Origin of the sequence: Rhizobium sp. 862_C5_N1_2 (assembly GCF_051811205.1) — a bacterium.
Classification (GTDB): domain Bacteria; phylum Pseudomonadota; class Alphaproteobacteria; order Rhizobiales; family Rhizobiaceae; genus Rhizobium; species Rhizobium leguminosarum.
The window spans coordinates 952883-971354 of the sequence record NZ_JBPWPT010000001.1; the positions used below are offsets into that span (position 1 = coordinate 952883).

Sequence of the window (18472 nt, forward strand, 5' to 3'; positions counted from 1 at the left end):
CCCACCACCATCACCCTCCAACCGAAGCAAAGAACCCTTCCGGACCTTCCACCTCCACCAGCCGCTTCTTCTCGATCAGCCAGAACCGGTTTCCCACCGCCCGCACGAAACTGCGGTCATGCGATACCAGCAGGCAGCTCGCCTCGTGCGCCATCAGCTCGCTCTCCAGCGCCTCCTGGCCCTCGATGTCGAGGTGGTTGGTCGGCTCGTCGAGCAGGTAGAAGTTCGGCTCCGCAAGTCTCAGTACCAGCATGCCGAGCCGCGCTTTCTGGCCGCCGGAGAGCTGGCCGATCGGTTTTGCCTGCATGTCGATCGTCATGCCGGCGCCTGCCAGCAAGGCCCGCGCCCGCTGGTCACCGACATCGAAGCGGCGGATGATCGTGCCGATCGGCGTATCGCTGTCGGCAAGATCGGCAAGCGCCTGGTCGCCGTAGCCGAGCACGAGCGAGGGCGTCGCCTTGATGCTGTCGCGCGCTGTCTCCGGTCTTTCGATCGCCTGTTTCAGCATCGACACCAGCCGCGACTTGCCGGCGCCGTTGAGGCCGAGCAGCACGATGCGGTCGCCCTGGCAGATGAACTGCCGGCCGGTCTTGAACAGCGGCGTTCCATCGGGCGTCGTCACCACCGCATCCTCCAACGTCACCAGCACCTTGGCATGGGTGCCGCGGTTGGCGAGCCGGATCGCCCCGGCCGAGCGCTCCAGATGCGCCGGTTTTGCCGCGTCCTCCAGCTTCTCCGCCCGTTGCCTGAGCTGCTTCGTCTTGACGACGAGCAGGTCGCTGCCGGAATTGATGCCGATATTGTTGAGCTTCGCCGCCTGCTTGCGCAGTTGCTCCGCCACCTTCATGTCGCGCTCGTAGCGCCGGGCTTCGGAAGCGTCCGCCTCGTCAAGTGCGGCGCGTGCCCTGGTATAGGGCAGGGCGAAGACCGGCGATTGCTCCGGCCGCAGGAACAGCGTCCGGTTGGTCGTCGCATCGAGGAAGGCGCGGTCGTGGCTGGACAGGATAACCGGCACGTCGCGCGGCAGCGCATTCAGCCAGCCCTCCAGCTGCGCGATCTTTTCAAGGTCGAGATGGTTGGTCGGCTCGTCGAGCAGAAGCACGTCGGGCTCGCTCACCCAGGTGCGGGCAAGCATGGCAAGCCGCTGCCAGCCGCCGCTCAATTGCTTCAGCGGCCGGCTCCGCATGAGCTCCGGCACGTCGAGCGATTCCAGCACGACGTCGACGCGCCAGCTCTCGCTTTCGGCCTGATCGGCCGGCAGCGCCTGCAGCACCGCATCGTAGAACGGCGTGTCGAAAAGGGCAGGCGGTACATTCTGCGCGACATGGCCGATGGTCAGCCCGCGCGCCTTGGTGATCTCGCCCTCGCTCGGCTCCAGCTTACCGGTGATGCAGGCAAGCAGCGTCGATTTCCCCCGCCCGTTGGCGGCGACTAGGCCGATGCGGTCGCCGGCATTGACGACGAGATTGAGCTTGGAAAACAACGGATTGCCCAGCGTCACGCCGAGATTGCGGATATTGATGAGTGTCATGATCGTTCTCTGGTCTTGACCGGGTGGTCGGCACGATCCGGGCATTCAGCCATCACGGGATTGCGCGGTTCGAGCCCGGGAAATGAGAGGAATGCGCGCTGTCAATTACGGCGCGGCATTGGCCACGAAGGGCAGACCAGGAAGAGATGTCGAGAAACGGTCTCTGGTCAGCCCTGCAAACGCATTTGCAGGGCGTTGACGGGACCACGCTGGCGATTAAACCGAAAATAATATTGCATTGCGTGACCCTCCTTTCTCAAAAGCTTGCAAGACCCAAATAACATTGCCCGCAAAAAGAGGCAAGAGAGCCGGACCTGCGCCGATTCTAGCCATAAACCGCGCATAGAGGATTCTTCGGGACCGACCGGGAGAATAAGACGCATGCTCATTGCCCATTTGCCTGCAGGCTACCTTCTCGGGAGCGCCGCGCGGCAACGGTCCGCCGCACCCGGCATCATGACCGTAGCCTTGATCGGAAGCGTATTGCCGGATTTCGATATGGTCTATTTCTTCCTGACCGGCGGCAAAGTCCACCATCACGACTATGTCTCCCACTGGCCGCTTTTTTGGCTCGGCTTCGCCGCCACGGCCCTGCCGGCGATCAGTCGACTGGCGCCGGACTGGCTTCCCACGGCCGCCGTCTTTTTCGCAGCCGTCGTGCTTCATATGGTTATGGATACCGTCGCTGCGCCGATGCTTTGGCTCGCGCCATTCGATTGGTCGAAATTCGAGCTGACGACGGTGCCGGCGACCTACAGCAATTGGATCGTGAGTTTCATGCTGCATTGGACCTTCGTTCTCGAACTCCTGATCTGCGTCACCGCGTTGATCGTCGCCGTCTGCCGGAATCGTCGCGTCGGAGGCCGGCAGCAGGCATGAGCCGGAGTTATCCCGGGTGGCCGGCAGACAAATCCAGCCGCCGCGTTATCCCGATACTCCTGAGGAATGTCGCGTCGTGGCTGACGACGATGAGCGCGCCGTCGTAAGCGCGCAATCCGGCCTCGACGGCGGCAATCGAGTCGATGTCGAGATGGTTGGTCGGCTCATCGAGGATCAACAGCGGCGGCGGCGCTGAGCCGAGCACACAGGCAAGGCCGGCGCGCAGCAATTGCCCGCCGCTGAGCGTCGATACGGTCTGCAGCGCCGCATCCGCCCTGAACATGAAGCGGGCAAGGGCCGCCCGGCAGGTATTTTCATCGGAAAGCGGATTGATCCGGCGGAAATTGTCGCGGATCGAGACCGACGGATCGAGTAGGCTGACCGTCTGATCGAGCATCGAGAAGGCAGTCATGACGCCGATCGTGCCCGCCCAGGGTTTTAGGTCGCCGGTGATGAGCGCCAGCAAGGTCGTTTTGCCCGAGCCGTTGCGGCCGGTGACGGCGATACGCTCCGGTCCGGTCACATCGAAGGAGAGATCGCGGATGACGGGATCACCCGGCTGGTAGCCCGATGTCACGCCATCCATCCTCAGCACGATCTTGCTGGCGGGCAGCCCGGTCGGCGGCAAGGTGACCGACAAGGGCTGGAGGATCTCGATCTTCTCGCGCGCTGCCCTTGCCTCTTCCAGGGCCTGGGCGCGCCGGCGGTCGGCGAGGCGGGCATTGTCGCCGCCTGTCGTTTCGCTCCGCTCCTTCATGCCGCCGAGCATGATGCGCGGTATGCCGCCCTTGGCGGCCATCTTCCGCCCGGTGCTGTCCCTCTGCGCCTGGCGCTCCACCGTTGCCTGCGCCTTCTTTGCCACCTCGGCCATGCGTTTTTCGGCTTCAGTGAGATTATGCTGTGCCGCCACGAGCTCGAGGGCCTTGCGCTCGCGATAATGGCTCCAGTTGCCGCCGAAGCGCGTGGCGCCGAGCGAGGTCAGTTCGACGATCGCGTCGACGCTTTCGAGCAGTTCGCGGTCATGGCTGACGATGATGGCGCCGGCCCGCCAGCCTGACATCAGCGCGATCACCGCCTCGCGGCCTTCGCGATCGAGATTGTTCGTGGGCTCGTCGAGCAGCAGGAAATCCGGTTCGGTAAAGATCAGCGCCGCCAGCCCGGCACGTGTGCGCTGCCCGCCGGAGAGTGCCGCAAGCGGGGTTTCCGGTGACGCGTCGAGCCCGGTCCGAGTGAGCGCTGCGGCAATGCGGGCCTCCAGCATCCAGTCCGCGGATGCCAGCTCGTCGGCCGTTGCCGCGCCGGCTTCGGCGCGGCGAAGAATAGCGAGTGCATCGGTGACGCCGAAGAGATCGGCAACCGTTTCGTCAGATGCTACCTGAACGCTCTGCCGCAGCACGCCAAGGCTGCCGTTGACGGATACGGTGCCCGAATGCGGCTGGATTTCACCGGAGACGAGCTTCAGCAGCGTCGTCTTGCCGACGCCGTTGCGCCCGACGAGACCGGTACGCTCGGCCCCGAAACTCAGGTCGAGATTGGAAAAAAGCGGCCGCCCGTCAGGCGCGGACCACGAAATTTGGGAGAGGGTGATGGATGCAGGCATGGATATGGATTTCCCGGTTGGCAAGGCGAACTGGCGTTGCGATCGGGTTAAAATCCATTGCGGCACACATCCTGTTGAAATGGTCGATGGCAGGCAATTTAGGGAATAAAGGCTTTCGGTTCAAGGCGACACAGCCAATTGGGCGGCAGGCACCAACCTTGCTCCCCCTTCTCCCCGGCGGGGAGAAGGTGGCCCGAAGGGTCGGATGAGGGGGCCGCACGGTACCCCGTTGCTGCCTTTCGCCGGCCGCTCAAGGCGTTCGTCGCTGACGCTTCTCACACCCCTCATCTGCCTGCCGGCATCTTCTCCCCGCTGGGGAGAAGGGACCCAGGCTTACCGCTTCAAGCTACCCAAGATCCCGCGCACCAGCGCCCGGCCGACTTGGGTCGCCACCGTGCGCGCCACGCTCTTCATTGCCGCTTCCACCACTGTTTCGCGCTGGTAGCCGGAAGTCCGGCCGCGCGATTGGCCGCGGCCCTGGTTGTCGTCGTCATTGCCGCCGCCGAAGCCCGGCAGGTTCCAGCCGGAGGTCGTGCCGCCCTGTTGCTGAGGCGCTTCTTCCTGGGCTCGCTTGGCGGCTTCGGCATCGGCCGCCTTCTTCGCCCGTGCGGCCAGCAGCTCGAAGGCGGATTCGCGGTCGATATCCTCGTCATAGATGCCGAGAACCGGGCTCCTGTCCATGATCTGCCGGCGCTCGTCATCCGTCACCGGGCCGACGCGGCCGGATGGCGGGCGGATCAGCGTGCGCTCGACGATCGAAGGCGCGCCTTTGGCCTCCAGCGTGGAGACCAGCGCCTCGCCGGTGCCGAGATTGGTGATGACGGTGGCGCAATCGAAGGCCGGATTCGCACGGAAGGTATCGGCCGCCGTCCTCACTGCCTTCTGCTCGCGTGGCGAATAGGCGCGCAGTGCATGCTGTGCGCGGTTGCCGAGCTGGGCGAGCACCGTTTCCGGCACGTCGAGCGGGTTCTGCGTCACGAAATAAACACCGACACCCTTGGAGCGGATCAACCGCACCACCTGCTCGACGCGTTCGGTCAGCACCTTTGGCGCATCGTTGAAGAGCAGGTGCGCCTCGTCGAAGAAGAAGACGAGCTTCGGCTTGTCGGGGTCGCCCACCTCGGGCAGTTCCTCGAACAGCTCCGAGAGCAGCCAGAGCAGGAAAGTGGCGTAAAGCCGCGGGTTCATCATCAGCTTGTCGGCGGCCAGCACCGAGATCTGGCCGTAGCCATTATTGCTGGTGCGCATGATGTCGGTGATCTTCAGCGCCGGTTCGCCGAAGAAGTGCTCGGCGCCCTGCTGTTCGAGAACGAGCAGCGCCCGCTGGATCGAGCCGACCGAGGCCCTGGAGATCAGGCCGTACTGGTTGGAAAGTTCGCTGGCATTCTCGCCCATATAGTTCAAGAGCGAGCTGAAATCCTTGAGGTCGAGCAGCGGCAGCCCACCCTGGTCGGCGATCTTGAAGGCGATGTTGATGACGCCTTCCTGCGGTTCGGAGGCGTCCATCAGGCGGGCGAGTAGCAGCGGTCCCATCTCGGCGATGGTGGTGCGCACACGGTGGCCCTTCTCGCCGAACAGATCCCAGAAGATCACCGGAAACTGGTCGAATTCGTAATCGGCAAAGCCGATCTGCTCGGCGCGCTTCGTCAGGAAATCCTTGGGCTCGCCCTTGGCGGCGATGCCGGAAAGATCGCCCTTGATATCGGCCGCAAAGACCGGAACGCCGGCCCGGGAGAAACCTTCGGCGAGCACCTGCAGCGTTACCGTTTTGCCGGTGCCGGTAGCGCCGGTGACGAGGCCGTGGCGATTGCCGAATTTCAGGTCGAGATATTCCGGCTTGTTGATGCTGTCATCGGGATTGCGGCTCGCGCCGATGAAAATCTTGCCTTCCTCGATCATTCGGAATGCTCCCTTGGGGCTCTGCCGCCATTTATGAGAAGGCTTGCTTCAGCTACCTTCATCGAACCATCGTTTCCCTGTTATAAGCAGGCAGGCGCATGCGGACAACTGTTTGCATTGAAAGCAAAACCGGACAAAGCGCCGCCCGGGGAGGGCCGGCTTGAGTTGCTGTGGAATTTCGAATAACGTTGACGTTAACGTCAAAAAACAGGAGGCTGACGATGAATGAAATTGTGACCCAGATCGCCGATCGTGTGGGTATTGCGCCTGATTTGGCCGAAAAGGCGCTCGGCATGATGCTCGGCTTCCTCCAGCGCGAGGCCGCCGATGGCCCGGTTGCCAAGATGATCGAAGCGATCCCCGGTGGCGCCGATCTCGTCGCCCAGTTCAACGGCGCAGGTGCCGGCGGCGGCGGTCTGCTCGGCGGGCTGATGAGCTCGCTCGGCGGCGGCGGCATCATGGGGCTCGGCCAGCAACTGATGGGCGAAGGCCTCGGCATGGGCGAGATCACCTCGCTTGCCAAGGAAACCATCGCGATCGCCAAGCAATATGCTGGCGAGGAAGTCGTCGACGAGGTCGTCGCTTCCGTCCCGGGCCTCAGCCAGTTCGTCTGAGATGATTGATCGGCAGGAGCCTCGCGTCGTTGCGGGGCACCTCATATTTGCAGTGAAATCGCCGAGGCAAAGGTCCGTTCCACTTTAAGAAATGGCCGGTCAGCAGCACGGCGAGCTGAGCCGAAGATGCCTGCAACCTAGCGTTCACGCGGAGGAGGCTCGCCTGTCGGCTCACCCGTGTCGTTCTTCCAGAACCTCGTCAGTGATATCACGCCCACGCGCAAACACGCCCAATATGTTGACGTCACCGCCACTGACCGAGAACGCCACGCTGACGCTGCGCCGGTAGCCGATAACACGAAGGCCGGGAATTCGGCTTTCCCGCACCGTTCCCCGTTCCGGGAACGTCTCCAGGGCCTCAATGAAGGTCATCACGGCGTGGACGAAGTCGCCGGCGATGCCCGTTCCCGCCTCAACAGCGATATCGGCATAGAGCTTGTCGAGTTCGGCTTCCGCCTTCGGATGGTAGACAATGCGGTAGGCCATGCCCTACTTGGCTTTCGCCGCGTCATTCCGCCGCTTGGTTTCAAAGCGGGCGCGCACTGTCTCGGCCGGGATGCCGATGCCCGGCTTGTTCACCAGCTCGTCGTAGCGCGCCGGAATCTCCTCATTGAGCCAGCGCTCGCGAGCCACCTCATGATCCTCCAGCAGCCGCAGGCCTGCGCGGACAACCTCGCTGGCGTTGTTGTAGCGGCCGGACTCCAGCTGCTTCCGCACAAATTCTTCATAGTGGTTCCCGAGCGCGACGTTGGGCATGGTTTTCCTTTCGTTGTCGTCAATATGGAGTTGTGACATGCATATGGCAATAGATGTCAATCCTTGACCTCAGACGGGGCGCGGGTACGGTCCTCCGATCGTCTGGTGATCTGCCGCGGTGGCCCTGATCGCCTTGCGGCGACGGCGCGCTGGTTCGGCCGCGACAGACTGCGCGACGCCGGCATCGACCTCTATCCGACAGGTCTCGACAAACTCCTGTCGCGCTGGCGCGATTGAGCCTGATATCCCCCGCTTTGAGGTGGCTTCGGCCGATCGCCAAACTTTGATCGTCTGCGGCCCGCTTCCGGGGGAACAATGAGCTGGCATCGCCTGTTGCTAGAGCAATTCCAGCAAAAGTGTGCAGCGGTTTTCCGTCCGGAATTGCGTGAAACAAAAACGATCGCTGAAACCAGAAGGAATAGCATCATGCGCAGGTTTATTGCAGCAACTTCGATCGCTCTCCTCAGCCTCTCCGCCCCGGTTCTTGCCCAGTCGAACATGGGCATGGATGCCAGCGGCCGGATCGACGGCACGCCGCCGCTCGGCACCGCGCCGGGAGTTGAAACGCAAAGCGGGCTGATAATCCCGCTCGACTCGATCGAAACCGGCAGCATCGACAACGAGCCTCTAAGCGGTCCGGTCGACTGGGCGCGCTGCCCGCCGCGCAAGGCACGCGGAGCGCTTGCCACCGAAGGCGGCAAGAGCGGCGCCTCGGTCAGCGCCGCATGCCGTGATAACGGAAACCAGTAACACCAGGGGAGGGCGCTATTTGCCGTCATTCTTGTCGTGATGCAGGATGACGCCGAGTTCATGCCACTGCCGCCTGTCGCGCTGGATCAGTTCGTCGGCTGAGGCCGGTCCCATGCTGCCCGGAGCGTAAGCGTCAGGCACGCTCTGATCCCCAGCCCAGATGTCGAGGAAGGGCTGCACCGCCGCCCAGCCGGCCTCGATGCCGTCGGCGCGCTGGAACAGCGTCTGGTCGCCGATAAAGAGATCGTAGAGCAGCGATTCATAGCCGGTCGTCTTGGCGATATCGAATTTGTCGGCATAGCGGAAATCGAGCGAGACCGGCACGGTATCGACGGAAAGCCCAGGCGACTTGATCGAGATTTCCATGCTCATGCCCTCGTCCGGCTGTACCTGGATCACCAGCCGGTTCGGCGGCAGGCGGCTCTTGACATCGGTCTCGCGAAACTGTGCGAAGGGCACCGGCTGGAAGGTGATGACGATCTCGGTGTCGCGCGCCGTCAGCGCCTTGCCAGTTCTGAGATAGAAGGGCACGCCGGCCCAGCGCCAGGTATCGGCATAGAGCTTCAGCGCCACGAAAGTCTCAGTCCTGCTGTCGGGCGAAACGTCCTTGGTGTCGCGATAGGCGGGAAGCTGAGCCCCATTGAGCGGGCCTGCGCCATAGGCGCCGCGCACGCCGTGCGTCTTGGCCTCATCAGGCGTATAGATGCGCAGCGCCTTCAGCACCTTGCTTTTCTCGTTGCGGATTGCCTCGGCATCGAAGCTGTTCGGCGGCTCCATGGCGATCATCGCCAGCAGCTGGAAAAGATGGTTCGGCACCATGTCGCGCAGCGCACCTGTCGCATCGTAGAATTTGCCGCGGCTGCCGACATCGACGATCTCGGCGGCGGTGATCTGCACATGGTCGATGTAGCGGCTGTTCCACAAGGACTCGATCATCATGTTGGCGAAACGCGCCGTCATCAGGTTCTGCACCGTCTCCTTGCCGAGGAAATGGTCGAGCCGGTAGACTTGGCTTTCCCCGACCTGGGCGAGAATCTGCGCATTGAGCGCCTGCGCCGAGGCGAGATCGGTGCCGAACGGTTTTTCGATCGCGACACGGCGGAAGACGCCATTGCTTTCATCGGTCAGCCCATGCGCCGCGAGCTTCTCGACGATCGTCCCGAAGAAGGATGGCGGCACCGCGAGATAGAAGGCGGCATTGGCATTCGGCCCCAGCCGCTTGCCGATCTCGATGAAAATATCGTCCTTGGTGAAATCGCCTGACGTATAGGAAATACGCCGGCGCAGGCTTTCCCAGGCTTCGTCCTTTACCGTCGGCTCTTCGCCGCTCAGATGGTTGAGGAACTGGTCGAGCCGCCCGCGCAGGAATTCATCGTCACCCGGCTCGATGCCGATGCCGAGAATGTGGAGATCGTCGCCGACGAGGCGGCTGCGCGTTAGATTGATGATCGCCGGCACCAGTAGGCGGCGCGTCAGGTCTCCCGTGGCGCCGAAGATGACGAGGGTGACCGGCGGGGTTGGGGCAGCGTCCATGTGTCATCTCCTTGCAATTTGCGGCCGACTATAATGCGTGCCGGTTTCGCCGCAACATAGGCGGCGAGGGGTAACAGGCATTTGACAGCATCTGACATGCGCCCGAGGTCGGTTACGCTTTGACCGCCACCATGAAAATCCTCGGAAACCTCAGCAGCACCCGCCCATCCGACATCTTTGGATAGGCCTTTTCCACCCGCTTGAGGTAATCCGCCAGGAATGCCTCGCGATGCTCTTCGCCGGCATGGGCGAGATAGGGCATCAGCCCGGTTCCCTTCACCCATTCGACGATATCAGCCGCATCCGCCATCGGGTGATTGTAGATGGTGTGCCAGATATCGACGCGCGAGGATTTGGCGATCAGCCGGCTGTAGTAAGTGGACGGCGGCGGTAGCCCCTTGCGGCGCACGGTCTTCGCTTCGAAGGCGGATTTCCACAGTCCGGCATGCGCCGTCTCCTCCATCGCCAGGTGCGAGGGTTCGCCGAGATTGTCGGGCATCTGCACCGCAAGCACGCCGCCTTCGGAAAGCCCGTCCATCAGCCGGTCGAAAATATCGAGATGATCGGGCAGCCATTGGAAGACGGCATTGGCAAACAAAAGGTCTGCGGGTTCGTCCGGCTGCCAGCGAGTGAGATCGGCTTCGACGAAGGCAGTGTCCGGAAGTCGCTTGCGCGCTGCCTCCAGCATGTTCATGTCGCTGTCGACGCCGGAGACGCCGGCCGCCCCGTAGCGCTCGATGATCAGTTCTGTCGAATTGCCCGGTCCGCAACCGAGATCGATGGCGTGGCGAAGGCTTTGCAGCGGCACCTGTGCCAACAGGTCACGCGCCGGTCGCGTGCGTTCGTCCTCGAATTTCACATATTGGTTGGCGGACCATGCCATGGCGTTCACTCCTGATATCAGGCCACATCTTCCATGTGGCGGATGCGGATCTTGCCGATGTTGCGGCCGTCGAGCTTGCCGACCTTCAATCCGCAGACACAAGTATTTTGTCGACGCGCCTCCCGTCGAGATCGACGACTTCGAAGCGCCATCCATCTCGCGTGAAGCTCTCACCCAGTTCCGGCAGATGTTTCAACTCTTCCAACACCAGGCCAGCCACAGTCTGATATTCCAAATCGTCATCGAGCTTGAGATTTAAGAACTCAGCGAATTCGTCAATCGGCGTCCAGCCGGACACGAGGTAAGAACCGTCGTCTCGACGAGCGATGGCTTGCTCATCGATAGGTCCCTCCTGGAGAGCTCCCATGATCGCTTCCAAAATGTCACCTGACGAAACAACTCCCTCGAAATGACCGTACTCGTCAAAAACCAGCACCATGTGGACGGGCGATTTCCTGATTGCTTCGATCACATTGATGGCGGTTGAAAGGTCTGAAACCACCGGGACGTCTTGCGTCAGAGCCTTGATGTCGACACTGCCGTGTTCGGACATCGAGTCGTAGAAGTCCTTGACCGGAAGTATGCCGATCACCTCGTCCGAACTGCCTTTCCGAACGGGCAACCGCGACCGCTTCGTCCGGTGCAATTGGGTCCGAATTTCATCAAGGCTGTCGTCAATATCAATAATTTCGACGTCCCGTCGGGGCGTCATAAGCGCTCGGGCGGTGCGGTCAGCCAGTCGCATAACGCCTGATATCATCGCGGACTCTTCGCTTTCGATCACGCCAGCCGACTGCGCCTCGGCCAGAACAGTTTTGATCTCTGCGTCAGAGACATTGTCGCCACCTTTTCCTGATTGGCCCAAAAGCTTAAGCACAAGATTTCCGGAGGCGTTTAGAAGCCACACGAGTGGTAGCGCGATTTTTGAAAGTACCGCCATAGCTGGGGCGACCTTGGCCGCAACCGCTTCGGGTTCTCGCAATGCGATCTGCTTTGGAACAAGTTCGCCGATGATCAACGAAAGATAGGTGATTGCCACAACGACTGAACCTACGCCAATGGCATCGGCGGCCGTCGATGACAGCCCCTGGGCTTCCAGCCATCCGCTCAGGCGGCCGCCGAGCGTGGCCCCTGAGAAAGCGCCGGAGAGAACGCCGACCAGCGTGATGCCGATCTGAACCGTAGAGAGAAAGCGACCGGGGTTTTCGGCAAGTTTGATTGCCTGAGCTGCACCTTTGCTCCCATTGTCAGAGAGAACCTTTAGGCGGGCTGTTCGAGAAGACACAACAGCCAACTCCGACATGGCGAGCACACCATTTACGATGGTGAGAAACGCCACAATTCCAATTTCCAGAAACACAGGGACCCTATTCGTTGAGGTTTTAGTGCCGTATTGATGAGGCGACGCGGCAAGGCGTTCGAAGTGACGCTATATCAGCATCGCCCATCGTCTTTCCATCATCGTGTTAACATCAGTACAGGTTCCATCAGTCCTCAGATTTCCTTGAGGTGGCAAGCCCGACCCAGCCGGAACGGTTGGAAATCCAGTCGGCCTGCAGCGGCCGCCCGTCATTCGCGATGGTCTGGAACGCTCTCTGCTGGAACCTGATATGCCTGAGGCGAGGCGGACGTCATCGCACCGCCTACAGTGGTCGCCAGCTTCTTCGGCCGGGAGATCCCGGTTGGAGCGGGCGGAGCTTGTACTGGATGGGTCGCTGTCAGGCATGGCGCAATTTTGGCGGTGAAACGCTTTCGGCGCAAGAGGCGTCGGGCGAAAATCCTTATAGCGTCTTGATGTGACAGTTTTGAAAAGGACAGTAGCACCTCTTTCTGATTGAGGATTTCGGCGGATTTTCCGCGCTTCTGCAACGAGCGCTTTATAATGATCGAGCTATTGGCAGATGGAATTTTTAGGGTGTAGCAGCGGCACTGCGGCGCGTCCCATGAGCTGGAATAGCGATCCGGCAAAGAGGTGGTGCCGAGGACAAATTATGCACAAATTCAAAGCGCTACAGCATTGTTTGCACGTCTGAAAAGACGCGCGGCGCTAGAGCCTATGACAAATCAAGGTGAGCCCGTGAACAGCTGCCCAGCTCATAAGTAAAGCTGGCGCAATACACCGTAAATTAACAGCCTCTTCGTATTTTCTTCAAATTGCGAACGATTTCCGCGACGTGCAGCCACGTCCCGGCTCGATCGACGACATGCCCGCTCGAGGAGGTACGCGCATGCAGTTCAAATCGGCTACCGGACGCAACATTTTTTCCGTGGCGGCCTGCGGTGTCGTCGCGACGATCGCGGCATCGGGCGTTCTTTTTTACATCGCCTATAACGATATGCGCAAATCGAGCCTCGATCAGATGCTCCAGATCGCTGCCACCAACGCGCTCAACGTCGAGAAATCCATGAGCGTGGCGCTCGGCATCGTCAATGCGTTGGAGACGTCGCTGTCGACGATGAAGGAAAGCGGAAACGCCAGTCGTGCGACCGCCGACGACCTGCTGAAGAACATGCTGCAGGATAATCCGATGGCGCTCGGTGTTTGGACCGGCTGGGAACCGAATGCCTTCGACGGCAAGGACAAGGATTTCGTCGGCAAGGAAGGCCACGACACCACCGGCCGCTACGTGCCCTATTGGGTGCGCAGTGGCGACAAGATCCAGCACACGCCGTTGGTCGATTATGGCGTGTCGGGTGCCGGCGACTACTACCAGCTTCCCTTTACCCAGAAAAAGACCGTCGTCATCGAACCCTATGTCTACGCGGTCGACGGCAAGGATGTGCTGATGACCTCGGTCGCCAAGCCGATCGTGGTCGATGGCAAGGCGCTTGGCGTTGCCGGCATGGACATTTCGCTCGACGACGCCAACAAGGCGATCTCCGCAGTCCACCCGATGGAGACCGGCTATCTCAGCCTCGTGACGGGTGCCGGCAGCATTATCAGCCATCCCTCCGCTGCGCTCGCAGGCAAGAATATCAAGGACGGCGGTGAGCTCACCGCCGGCTGGGATCAGTTGATCGCCAGGCCCGGCGTCGAGCAGGAGATCGCAGGTCCGGACGGTCAGAGCTATTTCTCGGTCGCCTATCCGGTAAAGCTCACGAATGACCTCAACTGGTACGCCATTGTTTCGGTGCCCAAATCCACCGTCTTTGCCCAACTCAATAACATGGCCTGGAGCGCCGTTGCGATCACCGCTATCGCTGCACTCCTGCTCGGTTTCGCCGGCTGGCTCATTGCCCGCAAATTCGTCCGCCGCATAGAGGGCGTGATTGCCGAGACCGATCGCATCGCCCATGGCCAACTCGACGTGCAATTGAACGACAAGAATGCCGAGGACGAAATCGGCGACCTCTCACGCTCCCTCGCTATCCTGCTGGAAAGCAATCGCCAGAAGATCAGGCTCGAGGCCGATGCGGAAAGCTCCCGGTCCCGCGAAGAGATCGAACGACAGGAACGTTCCGTCCTCCATGCCGCCCGTGAGGATTCGATCAAGTTTGCGGTGAGCGAACTCGGCAACGGACTGGCCAGCCTTTCCAACGGAGATATGACCATCCGGCTGGAAAAGCCATTCACCGACTCCCTTGACGAAATCCGCGTCGATTTCAATGCGTCTGTCGAAAAGCTCCAGGCAGCCCTGATTTCCTTCTCCGAAAACGCTGCCGTCATTCAGGCCGGTTCCGAAGAAATCCGCTCGGGCGCCGACGATCTCGCCCGCCGCACCGAACAGCAGGCCGCTTCCGTCGAGCAGACCGCCGCTGCGCTGGAGCAGATCACCACCTCGGTCAAGGACTCCACCCTTCGCGCCGAGGAGGCGGGAACGCTCGTCAGCCGCACCAAGGATGGTGCGGAAAAGTCCGGAGAGATCGTGCGCAATGCCGTTGACGCCATGACCGGCATCGAGCAATCCTCGCGGTCGATCTCCAACATTATCGGCGTGATCGACGATATCGCCTTCCAGACGAATCTGCTGGCCCTCAATGCAGGTGTTGAAGCGGCGCGTGCGGGGGAGGCCGGCAAGGGCTTCGCCGTCGTCGCCCAGGAAGTGCGTGAACTCGCGCAGCGCTCGGCCACCGCCGCCAAGGAGATCAAGGCGCTGATCACCTCGTCCGGCGACCAGGTCAAGCGTGGCGTCGATCTCGTCGGCCAGACCGGCAAGGCGCTGCAGGCGATCGTTGCCGAAGTGCAGCAGATCAACAGCAATGTCCAGGCGGTCGTCCAGGCCGCCCGTGAACAATCGACGGGTCTCCTGGAGATCAACACGGCGGTCAACCAGATGGACCAGTCGACCCAGAAAAACGCCGCGATGGTCGAGGAATCGAACGCCGCCTCGCATACGCTGGTGACGGAGGTGTCTGCCCTCTCGGAGCGTCTGGCACAGTTCAATCTCGGCCAGGTGGCCAAGGCGGCCCCCGCCGCCCGGGCGGCTGCCAAGCCGGTGGCACGCCCGGTCGGGGCGATGCTTTCGATGCGCAGACCGGTTCCCGCCTCGGCCACCGACCATGCCAGGCCCGCTCCGTCACCGGCCCGTGCACTCGGCGGCAAGCTCACAGCCGCCTTCGGCACCTCAGCCGCACCGGCGTCGACCGAGGGCAACTGGGAAGAGTTCTAGACATACGGCGTGCGACGCCGCCGAGCGCCGCTCCCTTGGCAGCAGATGGCACCCGCGCGCGTTTGTTGCCGCCTCAGCTCTGTGTTTGGGTGTATCTCGGTGGTGGAAATTGCCAAAGGACCGCAACAGTAACGAACCGTCAGAGGAGGTCGTAGCCTTTGACGTTCAGGGAGAGCGTGTTGTCGGCACGTTGCGCCTTGCTGCCGGAAAACCACAGCCGGTGATCCTGCTTTTCCCGGGGTTTGGCGGAGTTCGCGATGAGCTTCAGATTCCAAGCCAAGGCAAAGGAATTTTCGCCTACATAGCCAGGTCTTTTGCATCCCTAGGGTTTTCCAGTCTTCGGATCGATTTCCGTGGAAGCGGCGAAAGCGACGGCCTGTTTGAGAACACGACATATTCGAGCCAAATAGCCGATGGCATTGCCGCCATGGAGTTTCTCAGGTCCGACCCCCGCGTCGATGGACGCCGCATCTTCCTGCTGGGGTGGAGCCAGGGTGGATTGGTCGCTGCTGCGATAGGCGGCCGAACCAATAGACCGTCGGGGATTGCTCTTTGGGCTGCTATTGGAGAGCCAAGTGTTTCCTTTCCCGCTCTGGTCGGTCGGGAAACCTATCTTCGTGGTTTGGCGGAAGAGAGCATTGCGACCGAGATCGTGATGCCGTGGGGCGCCAGGCTCAAGCTCAGGCACCCCTTCTTTCAAGAGGTGGCAACGCACGATCCGTTCGATGAAATCAAGGCCTATGATGGCCCGCTCTTTGTGGCGGAAGGGTCCTTGGATACTGCCATTCCGGCGGGCACAGGACGAAAATTCGTGTCGGTCCATAACGGGGACAACGAGCTTCGGATCAGTCCGATCGACCACGCCTTCAATACATCGCGCGGCACTGCAGCTCTCGATGCGCTGGTGATGGCGACCGCGAATTTCTTTACTCTGCGGCCAGCTTTCCTCACGCGAACATAACTGCAAGGATGGCGCGCGCTCAATTTTGATTTGAAAGCATTCAATATCTCGCGCTGAGGTCACACAAACCAGGATCAGCGCAAAGTCCTCGGAGTTGCCGATGACGTTTCCCAATCCCTCGGCCACATTTGACCGCATGCTCATCATGGGCAATGGCGGCGCGGGTAAATCATGGCTCGCACGTCGTATTGGTGAGCAGCTTCACCATCCGATTGTCCACCTTGATGACATGCATTGGGAGCCGGGGCGCTACGGCATCGATCGCGACAGAGCGTTGCGGGACGAGATGGTCAAGGCGGCGGCCGAAGGCAATGCTTGGGTCATGGAGGGCGTTTACGGGCAACTGGCGAACATGGTCCTCAACCGCACGACGATCCTGGTTTGGATTGACCTGCCGGAGGAGGAATGCATCGCCAACATCAAGCTGCGAGGCATCCAAGGCGGCGAGACCGGAACGCAATTCGATGGCCTCTTGAAGTGGGTGGCTGAGTACCGGAGTAGAACGAACAACTGGAACTCATGGGAGACACACGCACGATTGTTCTCGGTCTTTACCCGTCCGAAGTTCCTGTTATCGAGCTCGTGAGGCAGTCACCGATTTTGCCGACCGGTTGTTCACCAGCATCAACGAGGCCGCCGATGACAGAGCCCAGATTTCCGAATGACGAGGGCGAAGACGCCTGGATGGTCGTCCAGGTGTTTGCGGATGAACACTGGAATGCCTACCACGACATCCGCCGCGCCGTCCTCTTCGAGGCCCGCGGGTTGACTGGCTATGATGCGAACCATCCCGATGATCGAAGAGATGGACATTTCCCTTTGCTGCTTCTGCTTGAAAACACTCCGGTCGGTGCGGCTCGGCTTGATCTGATGAGCGAGCAGACAGCATGGGTGCGGACCGTCGCGATCAGGGCGGAACGCCAGGGAAAGGGGTACGGCCGAATGCTCATGGCAGGCCTCGAAAAAATCGCATCACAACACGGGGTCAAGAGATTGCTTGTGAATGCGGCGCGAAACGCCGTGGGGTTTTACGAAGCGCTCGGATGGGCTGTCATTGAGGCCGGTCATGAAAACCCGGTGCTGACAAAGGAATTGCGAACCAGGCCTCAATGGTGAAGTATTGCGCTGACCGCGAGCTGCTCTGACGTTCTCGTGGAGCCTCTCCAAAAACGACGAGGTCACGATGCTCATTATCTTCGGTGGTCTGCCTGGCAGTGGAAAGACGACGATTGCCCGCGCTTTGGCTGAGCGGTTGAATGCGGTCCATGTGCGCGTCGATACCATCGAGCAGGCAATCCGTGCCTCCGGAATTGCCGATGATGCCGGGCCTGCAGGCTATATCGTGGCTTACGGTATCGCCGGAGACAATTTGACCCTTGGCAGGACTGTTATCGCCGACTCCGTCAACCCGCTTCGGATAACCAGGTCAGCGTGGCTTTCGGTCGCGCAAGCCGCTGGGGTGACGGCGGCGGAGGTCGAGGTCGTTTGCTCGGACAAAGCCGAGCACCGCAACCGTGTTGAAACGCGCCTCACTGACGTCGAAGGTCTCGTGAAGCCGACATGGCAAGAGACTTCCGAAAGAGCCTATGACGAATGGCACGATGCAATCCTCATCGATACGGCTTCGAAAACGGTGGAAGCGGCTTTGGATGAACTGGTGAGCCGATTGAAATCGCTGGCGATGCGATGAAGGATGATCTCACTTCCGAGACGACACGTGAGGCGAGGCGGATCTCATCGCTGCGTCCTATAGCGGCCGCCTTCCTGGGTCGCAATTCCGGTTTTGTCTGCGCGGTGGCCTCGGCGGAGGCTGTCAAGATACGGAAATCAATGTGCGGCGGCGATCGCGCGTCTTTGTTCACCGGCCGGTTTGTGCGCCCAACGTGGCAGATGGTGGCTTTCTACTGAGTGCCGTAAAATCCTACCGTCTGGTAGCCAGGCGTCCTGTCGCCAATTCTGCCCGGCAAGCCTCACCAAAATCGAGGAGAAAGTTCATCGCGCCGGAACGGGCAAGATCCCGGATTTCAGAGAGTGAGCGATTGGGCGTCAAATAGGTCTCGACGATCCTTGCCATCGCCAGTTCGGCTGCGTCCACGACCGAACGGGATGAAATCAGACGCATCTGAGCGACCAGTGCATAAAGCAGCACGAGATCGGAAACGTCGTCCTTCTGGTGGCTTAGTGCGTCACCGTAAAGCCGCGTGGCTTCGGCGATGAAATCCGAAAACAGCTTTTCGCGCTTGGCAATCTCGACCTCGCGTTGTTTTTCCTTCACCTGTGATCGATGCGTCATCCACGTGCTGGCAAATGAGGTCAGGCTGCCAATCGCGATGCCGGCGAGACCCATCAGAGCAGAGATGTATGCGTCCATGAGATTCTCCTCTCGGAACGAGCCGCGCGCGACACGTAAATAACAGGGCGGATCGCCGACCAGCCCCAATGCCCAGGCGTGCTTG

16 protein-coding genes and 2 pseudogenes are annotated in these 18472 nt (G+C 61.0%); 9 read left to right on the plus strand and 9 right to left on the minus strand.

Annotated features, from left to right (window positions below):
• Positions 1 to 10: 10 nt before the first annotated feature.
• On the minus strand, positions 11 to 1531 hold the full coding sequence (locus tag ACD590_RS04830; RefSeq protein WP_026188317.1) for an ABC-F family ATP-binding cassette domain-containing protein: 1521 nt from the start codon (positions 1529 to 1531) through the stop codon (positions 11 to 13).
• 381 nt (positions 1532 to 1912) lie between these two features.
• On the opposite strand from ACD590_RS04830, the gene ACD590_RS04835 reads away from it, so the two are divergent.
• Positions 1913 to 2410 (plus strand): metal-dependent hydrolase, encoded by a 498-nt coding sequence (locus tag ACD590_RS04835; protein ID WP_182565382.1) that lies wholly within the window; start codon positions 1913 to 1915, stop codon positions 2408 to 2410.
• Between the two features lie 7 nt (positions 2411 to 2417).
• On the opposite strand, the gene ACD590_RS04840 is transcribed toward ACD590_RS04835, so the two are convergent.
• Together ACD590_RS04840 and ACD590_RS04845 are read right to left on the minus strand one after the other, a co-directional pair.
• A complete protein-coding gene (locus ACD590_RS04840) occupies positions 2418 to 4010 on the minus strand; it encodes an ABC-F family ATP-binding cassette domain-containing protein (protein WP_018241193.1) in 1593 nt (530 codons plus the stop codon).
• A gap of 333 nt (positions 4011 to 4343) precedes the next feature.
• Positions 4344 to 5909, minus strand: a complete 1566-nt coding sequence (locus ACD590_RS04845) for a helicase HerA-like C-terminal domain-containing protein (RefSeq protein ID WP_182565381.1) — start codon at positions 5907 to 5909, stop codon at positions 4344 to 4346.
• Positions 5910 to 6130: 221 nt separating this feature from the next.
• Here ACD590_RS04845 and ACD590_RS04850 point away from each other — a divergent pair, with 221 nt between their 5' ends.
• Entirely contained in the window at positions 6131 to 6523 is a 393-nt protein-coding gene (locus tag ACD590_RS04850) for a hypothetical protein (protein ID WP_003546502.1), read from the plus strand.
• 171 nt (positions 6524 to 6694) lie between these two features.
• Here ACD590_RS04850 and ACD590_RS04855 read toward each other — a convergent pair whose 3' ends face one another.
• Together ACD590_RS04855 and ACD590_RS04860 are read right to left on the minus strand one after the other, a co-directional pair.
• Positions 6695 to 7009, minus strand: coding sequence for a type II toxin-antitoxin system RelE/ParE family toxin (locus tag ACD590_RS04855; protein WP_182565380.1), 315 nt, complete (start codon positions 7007 to 7009; stop codon positions 6695 to 6697).
• 3 nt (positions 7010 to 7012) lie between these two features.
• Entirely contained in the window at positions 7013 to 7279 is a 267-nt protein-coding gene (locus ACD590_RS04860) for a type II toxin-antitoxin system ParD family antitoxin (protein WP_018241196.1), read from the minus strand.
• Between the two features lie 126 nt (positions 7280 to 7405).
• Between ACD590_RS04860 and ACD590_RS04865 the strand changes: the two are divergent.
• Positions 7406 to 7516, plus strand: a pseudogene (locus tag ACD590_RS04865) (DNA mismatch repair protein MutT); the annotation flags it as partial.
• 189 nt (positions 7517 to 7705) lie between these two features.
• Positions 7706 to 8029, plus strand: coding sequence for a hypothetical protein (locus tag ACD590_RS04870; RefSeq protein ID WP_018241198.1), 324 nt, complete (start codon positions 7706 to 7708; stop codon positions 8027 to 8029).
• A gap of 15 nt (positions 8030 to 8044) precedes the next feature.
• Here ACD590_RS04870 and zwf read toward each other — a convergent pair whose 3' ends face one another.
• From zwf to ACD590_RS04885, 3 genes are all read right to left on the minus strand, one after another.
• On the minus strand, positions 8045 to 9562 hold the full coding sequence (gene zwf / locus ACD590_RS04875; protein WP_439002259.1) for a glucose-6-phosphate dehydrogenase: 1518 nt from the start codon (positions 9560 to 9562) through the stop codon (positions 8045 to 8047).
• 112 nt (positions 9563 to 9674) lie between these two features.
• Positions 9675 to 10445 (minus strand): trans-aconitate 2-methyltransferase, encoded by a 771-nt coding sequence (gene tam / locus ACD590_RS04880; RefSeq protein WP_439002260.1) that lies wholly within the window; start codon positions 10443 to 10445, stop codon positions 9675 to 9677.
• An 85-nt stretch (positions 10446 to 10530) separates the two neighbouring features.
• Entirely contained in the window at positions 10531 to 11805 is a 1275-nt protein-coding gene (locus ACD590_RS04885) for a hemolysin family protein (protein WP_018241201.1), read from the minus strand.
• A gap of 868 nt (positions 11806 to 12673) precedes the next feature.
• Between ACD590_RS04885 and ACD590_RS04890 the strand changes: the two genes are divergently transcribed.
• The 5 genes and pseudogenes from ACD590_RS04890 (at position 12674) to ACD590_RS04910 (ending at position 17706) form a co-directional block, all read left to right on the plus strand.
• The gene (locus ACD590_RS04890) at positions 12674 to 15055 is read left to right on the plus strand and encodes a methyl-accepting chemotaxis protein (RefSeq protein ID WP_439002261.1); all 2382 of its coding nucleotides are present in this window, start codon (positions 12674 to 12676) and stop codon (positions 15053 to 15055) included.
• Between the two features lie 109 nt (positions 15056 to 15164).
• Positions 15165 to 16016 (plus strand): alpha/beta hydrolase, encoded by an 852-nt coding sequence (locus ACD590_RS04895; RefSeq protein ID WP_439002262.1) that lies wholly within the window; start codon positions 15165 to 15167, stop codon positions 16014 to 16016.
• Positions 16017 to 16116: 100 nt separating this feature from the next.
• Positions 16117 to 16681: pseudogene (locus ACD590_RS04900) on the plus strand (AAA family ATPase).
• Positions 16656 to 17132, plus strand: coding sequence for a GNAT family N-acetyltransferase (locus ACD590_RS04905; RefSeq protein WP_439002263.1), 477 nt, complete (start codon positions 16656 to 16658; stop codon positions 17130 to 17132). Before ACD590_RS04900 ends, ACD590_RS04905 begins: the two are co-directional and overlap by 26 nt.
• Before the next feature lie 67 nt (positions 17133 to 17199).
• Positions 17200 to 17706 carry an AAA family ATPase gene (locus ACD590_RS04910; protein ID WP_028733818.1) on the plus strand — a complete coding sequence of 169 codons (507 nt, stop codon included), beginning with the start codon at positions 17200 to 17202 and terminating at the stop codon, positions 17704 to 17706.
• Between the two features lie 231 nt (positions 17707 to 17937).
• On the opposite strand, the gene ACD590_RS04915 is transcribed toward ACD590_RS04910, so the two are convergent.
• Positions 17938 to 18387, minus strand: a complete 450-nt coding sequence (locus ACD590_RS04915) for a hypothetical protein (protein WP_028733820.1) — start codon at positions 18385 to 18387, stop codon at positions 17938 to 17940.
• Positions 18388 to 18472: the final 85 nt, after the last annotated feature.

What these genes read in the sequence shown, in the direction of transcription:
- ACD590_RS04830 (WP_026188317.1), bottom strand. Translation starts at nt 1,531, where the DNA reads ATGACACTCATCAATATCCGCAATCTCGGCGTGACGCTGGGCAATCCG.
- ACD590_RS04835 (WP_182565382.1), top strand. Translation starts at nt 1,913, where the DNA reads ATGCTCATTGCCCATTTGCCTGCAGGCTACCTTCTCGGGAGCGCCGCG.
- ACD590_RS04840 (WP_018241193.1), bottom strand. Translation starts at nt 4,010, where the DNA reads ATGCCTGCATCCATCACCCTCTCCCAAATTTCGTGGTCCGCGCCTGAC.
- ACD590_RS04845 (WP_182565381.1), bottom strand. Translation starts at nt 5,909, where the DNA reads ATGATCGAGGAAGGCAAGATTTTCATCGGCGCGAGCCGCAATCCCGAT.
- ACD590_RS04850 (WP_003546502.1), top strand. Translation starts at nt 6,131, where the DNA reads ATGAATGAAATTGTGACCCAGATCGCCGATCGTGTGGGTATTGCGCCT.
- ACD590_RS04855 (WP_182565380.1), bottom strand. Translation starts at nt 7,009, where the DNA reads ATGGCCTACCGCATTGTCTACCATCCGAAGGCGGAAGCCGAACTCGAC.
- ACD590_RS04860 (WP_018241196.1), bottom strand. Translation starts at nt 7,279, where the DNA reads ATGCCCAACGTCGCGCTCGGGAACCACTATGAAGAATTTGTGCGGAAG.
- ACD590_RS04870 (WP_018241198.1), top strand. Translation starts at nt 7,706, where the DNA reads ATGCGCAGGTTTATTGCAGCAACTTCGATCGCTCTCCTCAGCCTCTCC.
- zwf (WP_439002259.1), bottom strand. Translation starts at nt 9,562, where the DNA reads ATGGACGCTGCCCCAACCCCGCCGGTCACCCTCGTCATCTTCGGCGCC.
- tam (WP_439002260.1), bottom strand. Translation starts at nt 10,445, where the DNA reads ATGGCATGGTCCGCCAACCAATATGTGAAATTCGAGGACGAACGCACG.
- ACD590_RS04890 (WP_439002261.1), top strand. Translation starts at nt 12,674, where the DNA reads ATGCAGTTCAAATCGGCTACCGGACGCAACATTTTTTCCGTGGCGGCC.
- ACD590_RS04905 (WP_439002263.1), top strand. Translation starts at nt 16,656, where the DNA reads ATGACAGAGCCCAGATTTCCGAATGACGAGGGCGAAGACGCCTGGATG.
- ACD590_RS04910 (WP_028733818.1), top strand. Translation starts at nt 17,200, where the DNA reads ATGCTCATTATCTTCGGTGGTCTGCCTGGCAGTGGAAAGACGACGATT.
- ACD590_RS04915 (WP_028733820.1), bottom strand. Translation starts at nt 18,387, where the DNA reads ATGGACGCATACATCTCTGCTCTGATGGGTCTCGCCGGCATCGCGATT.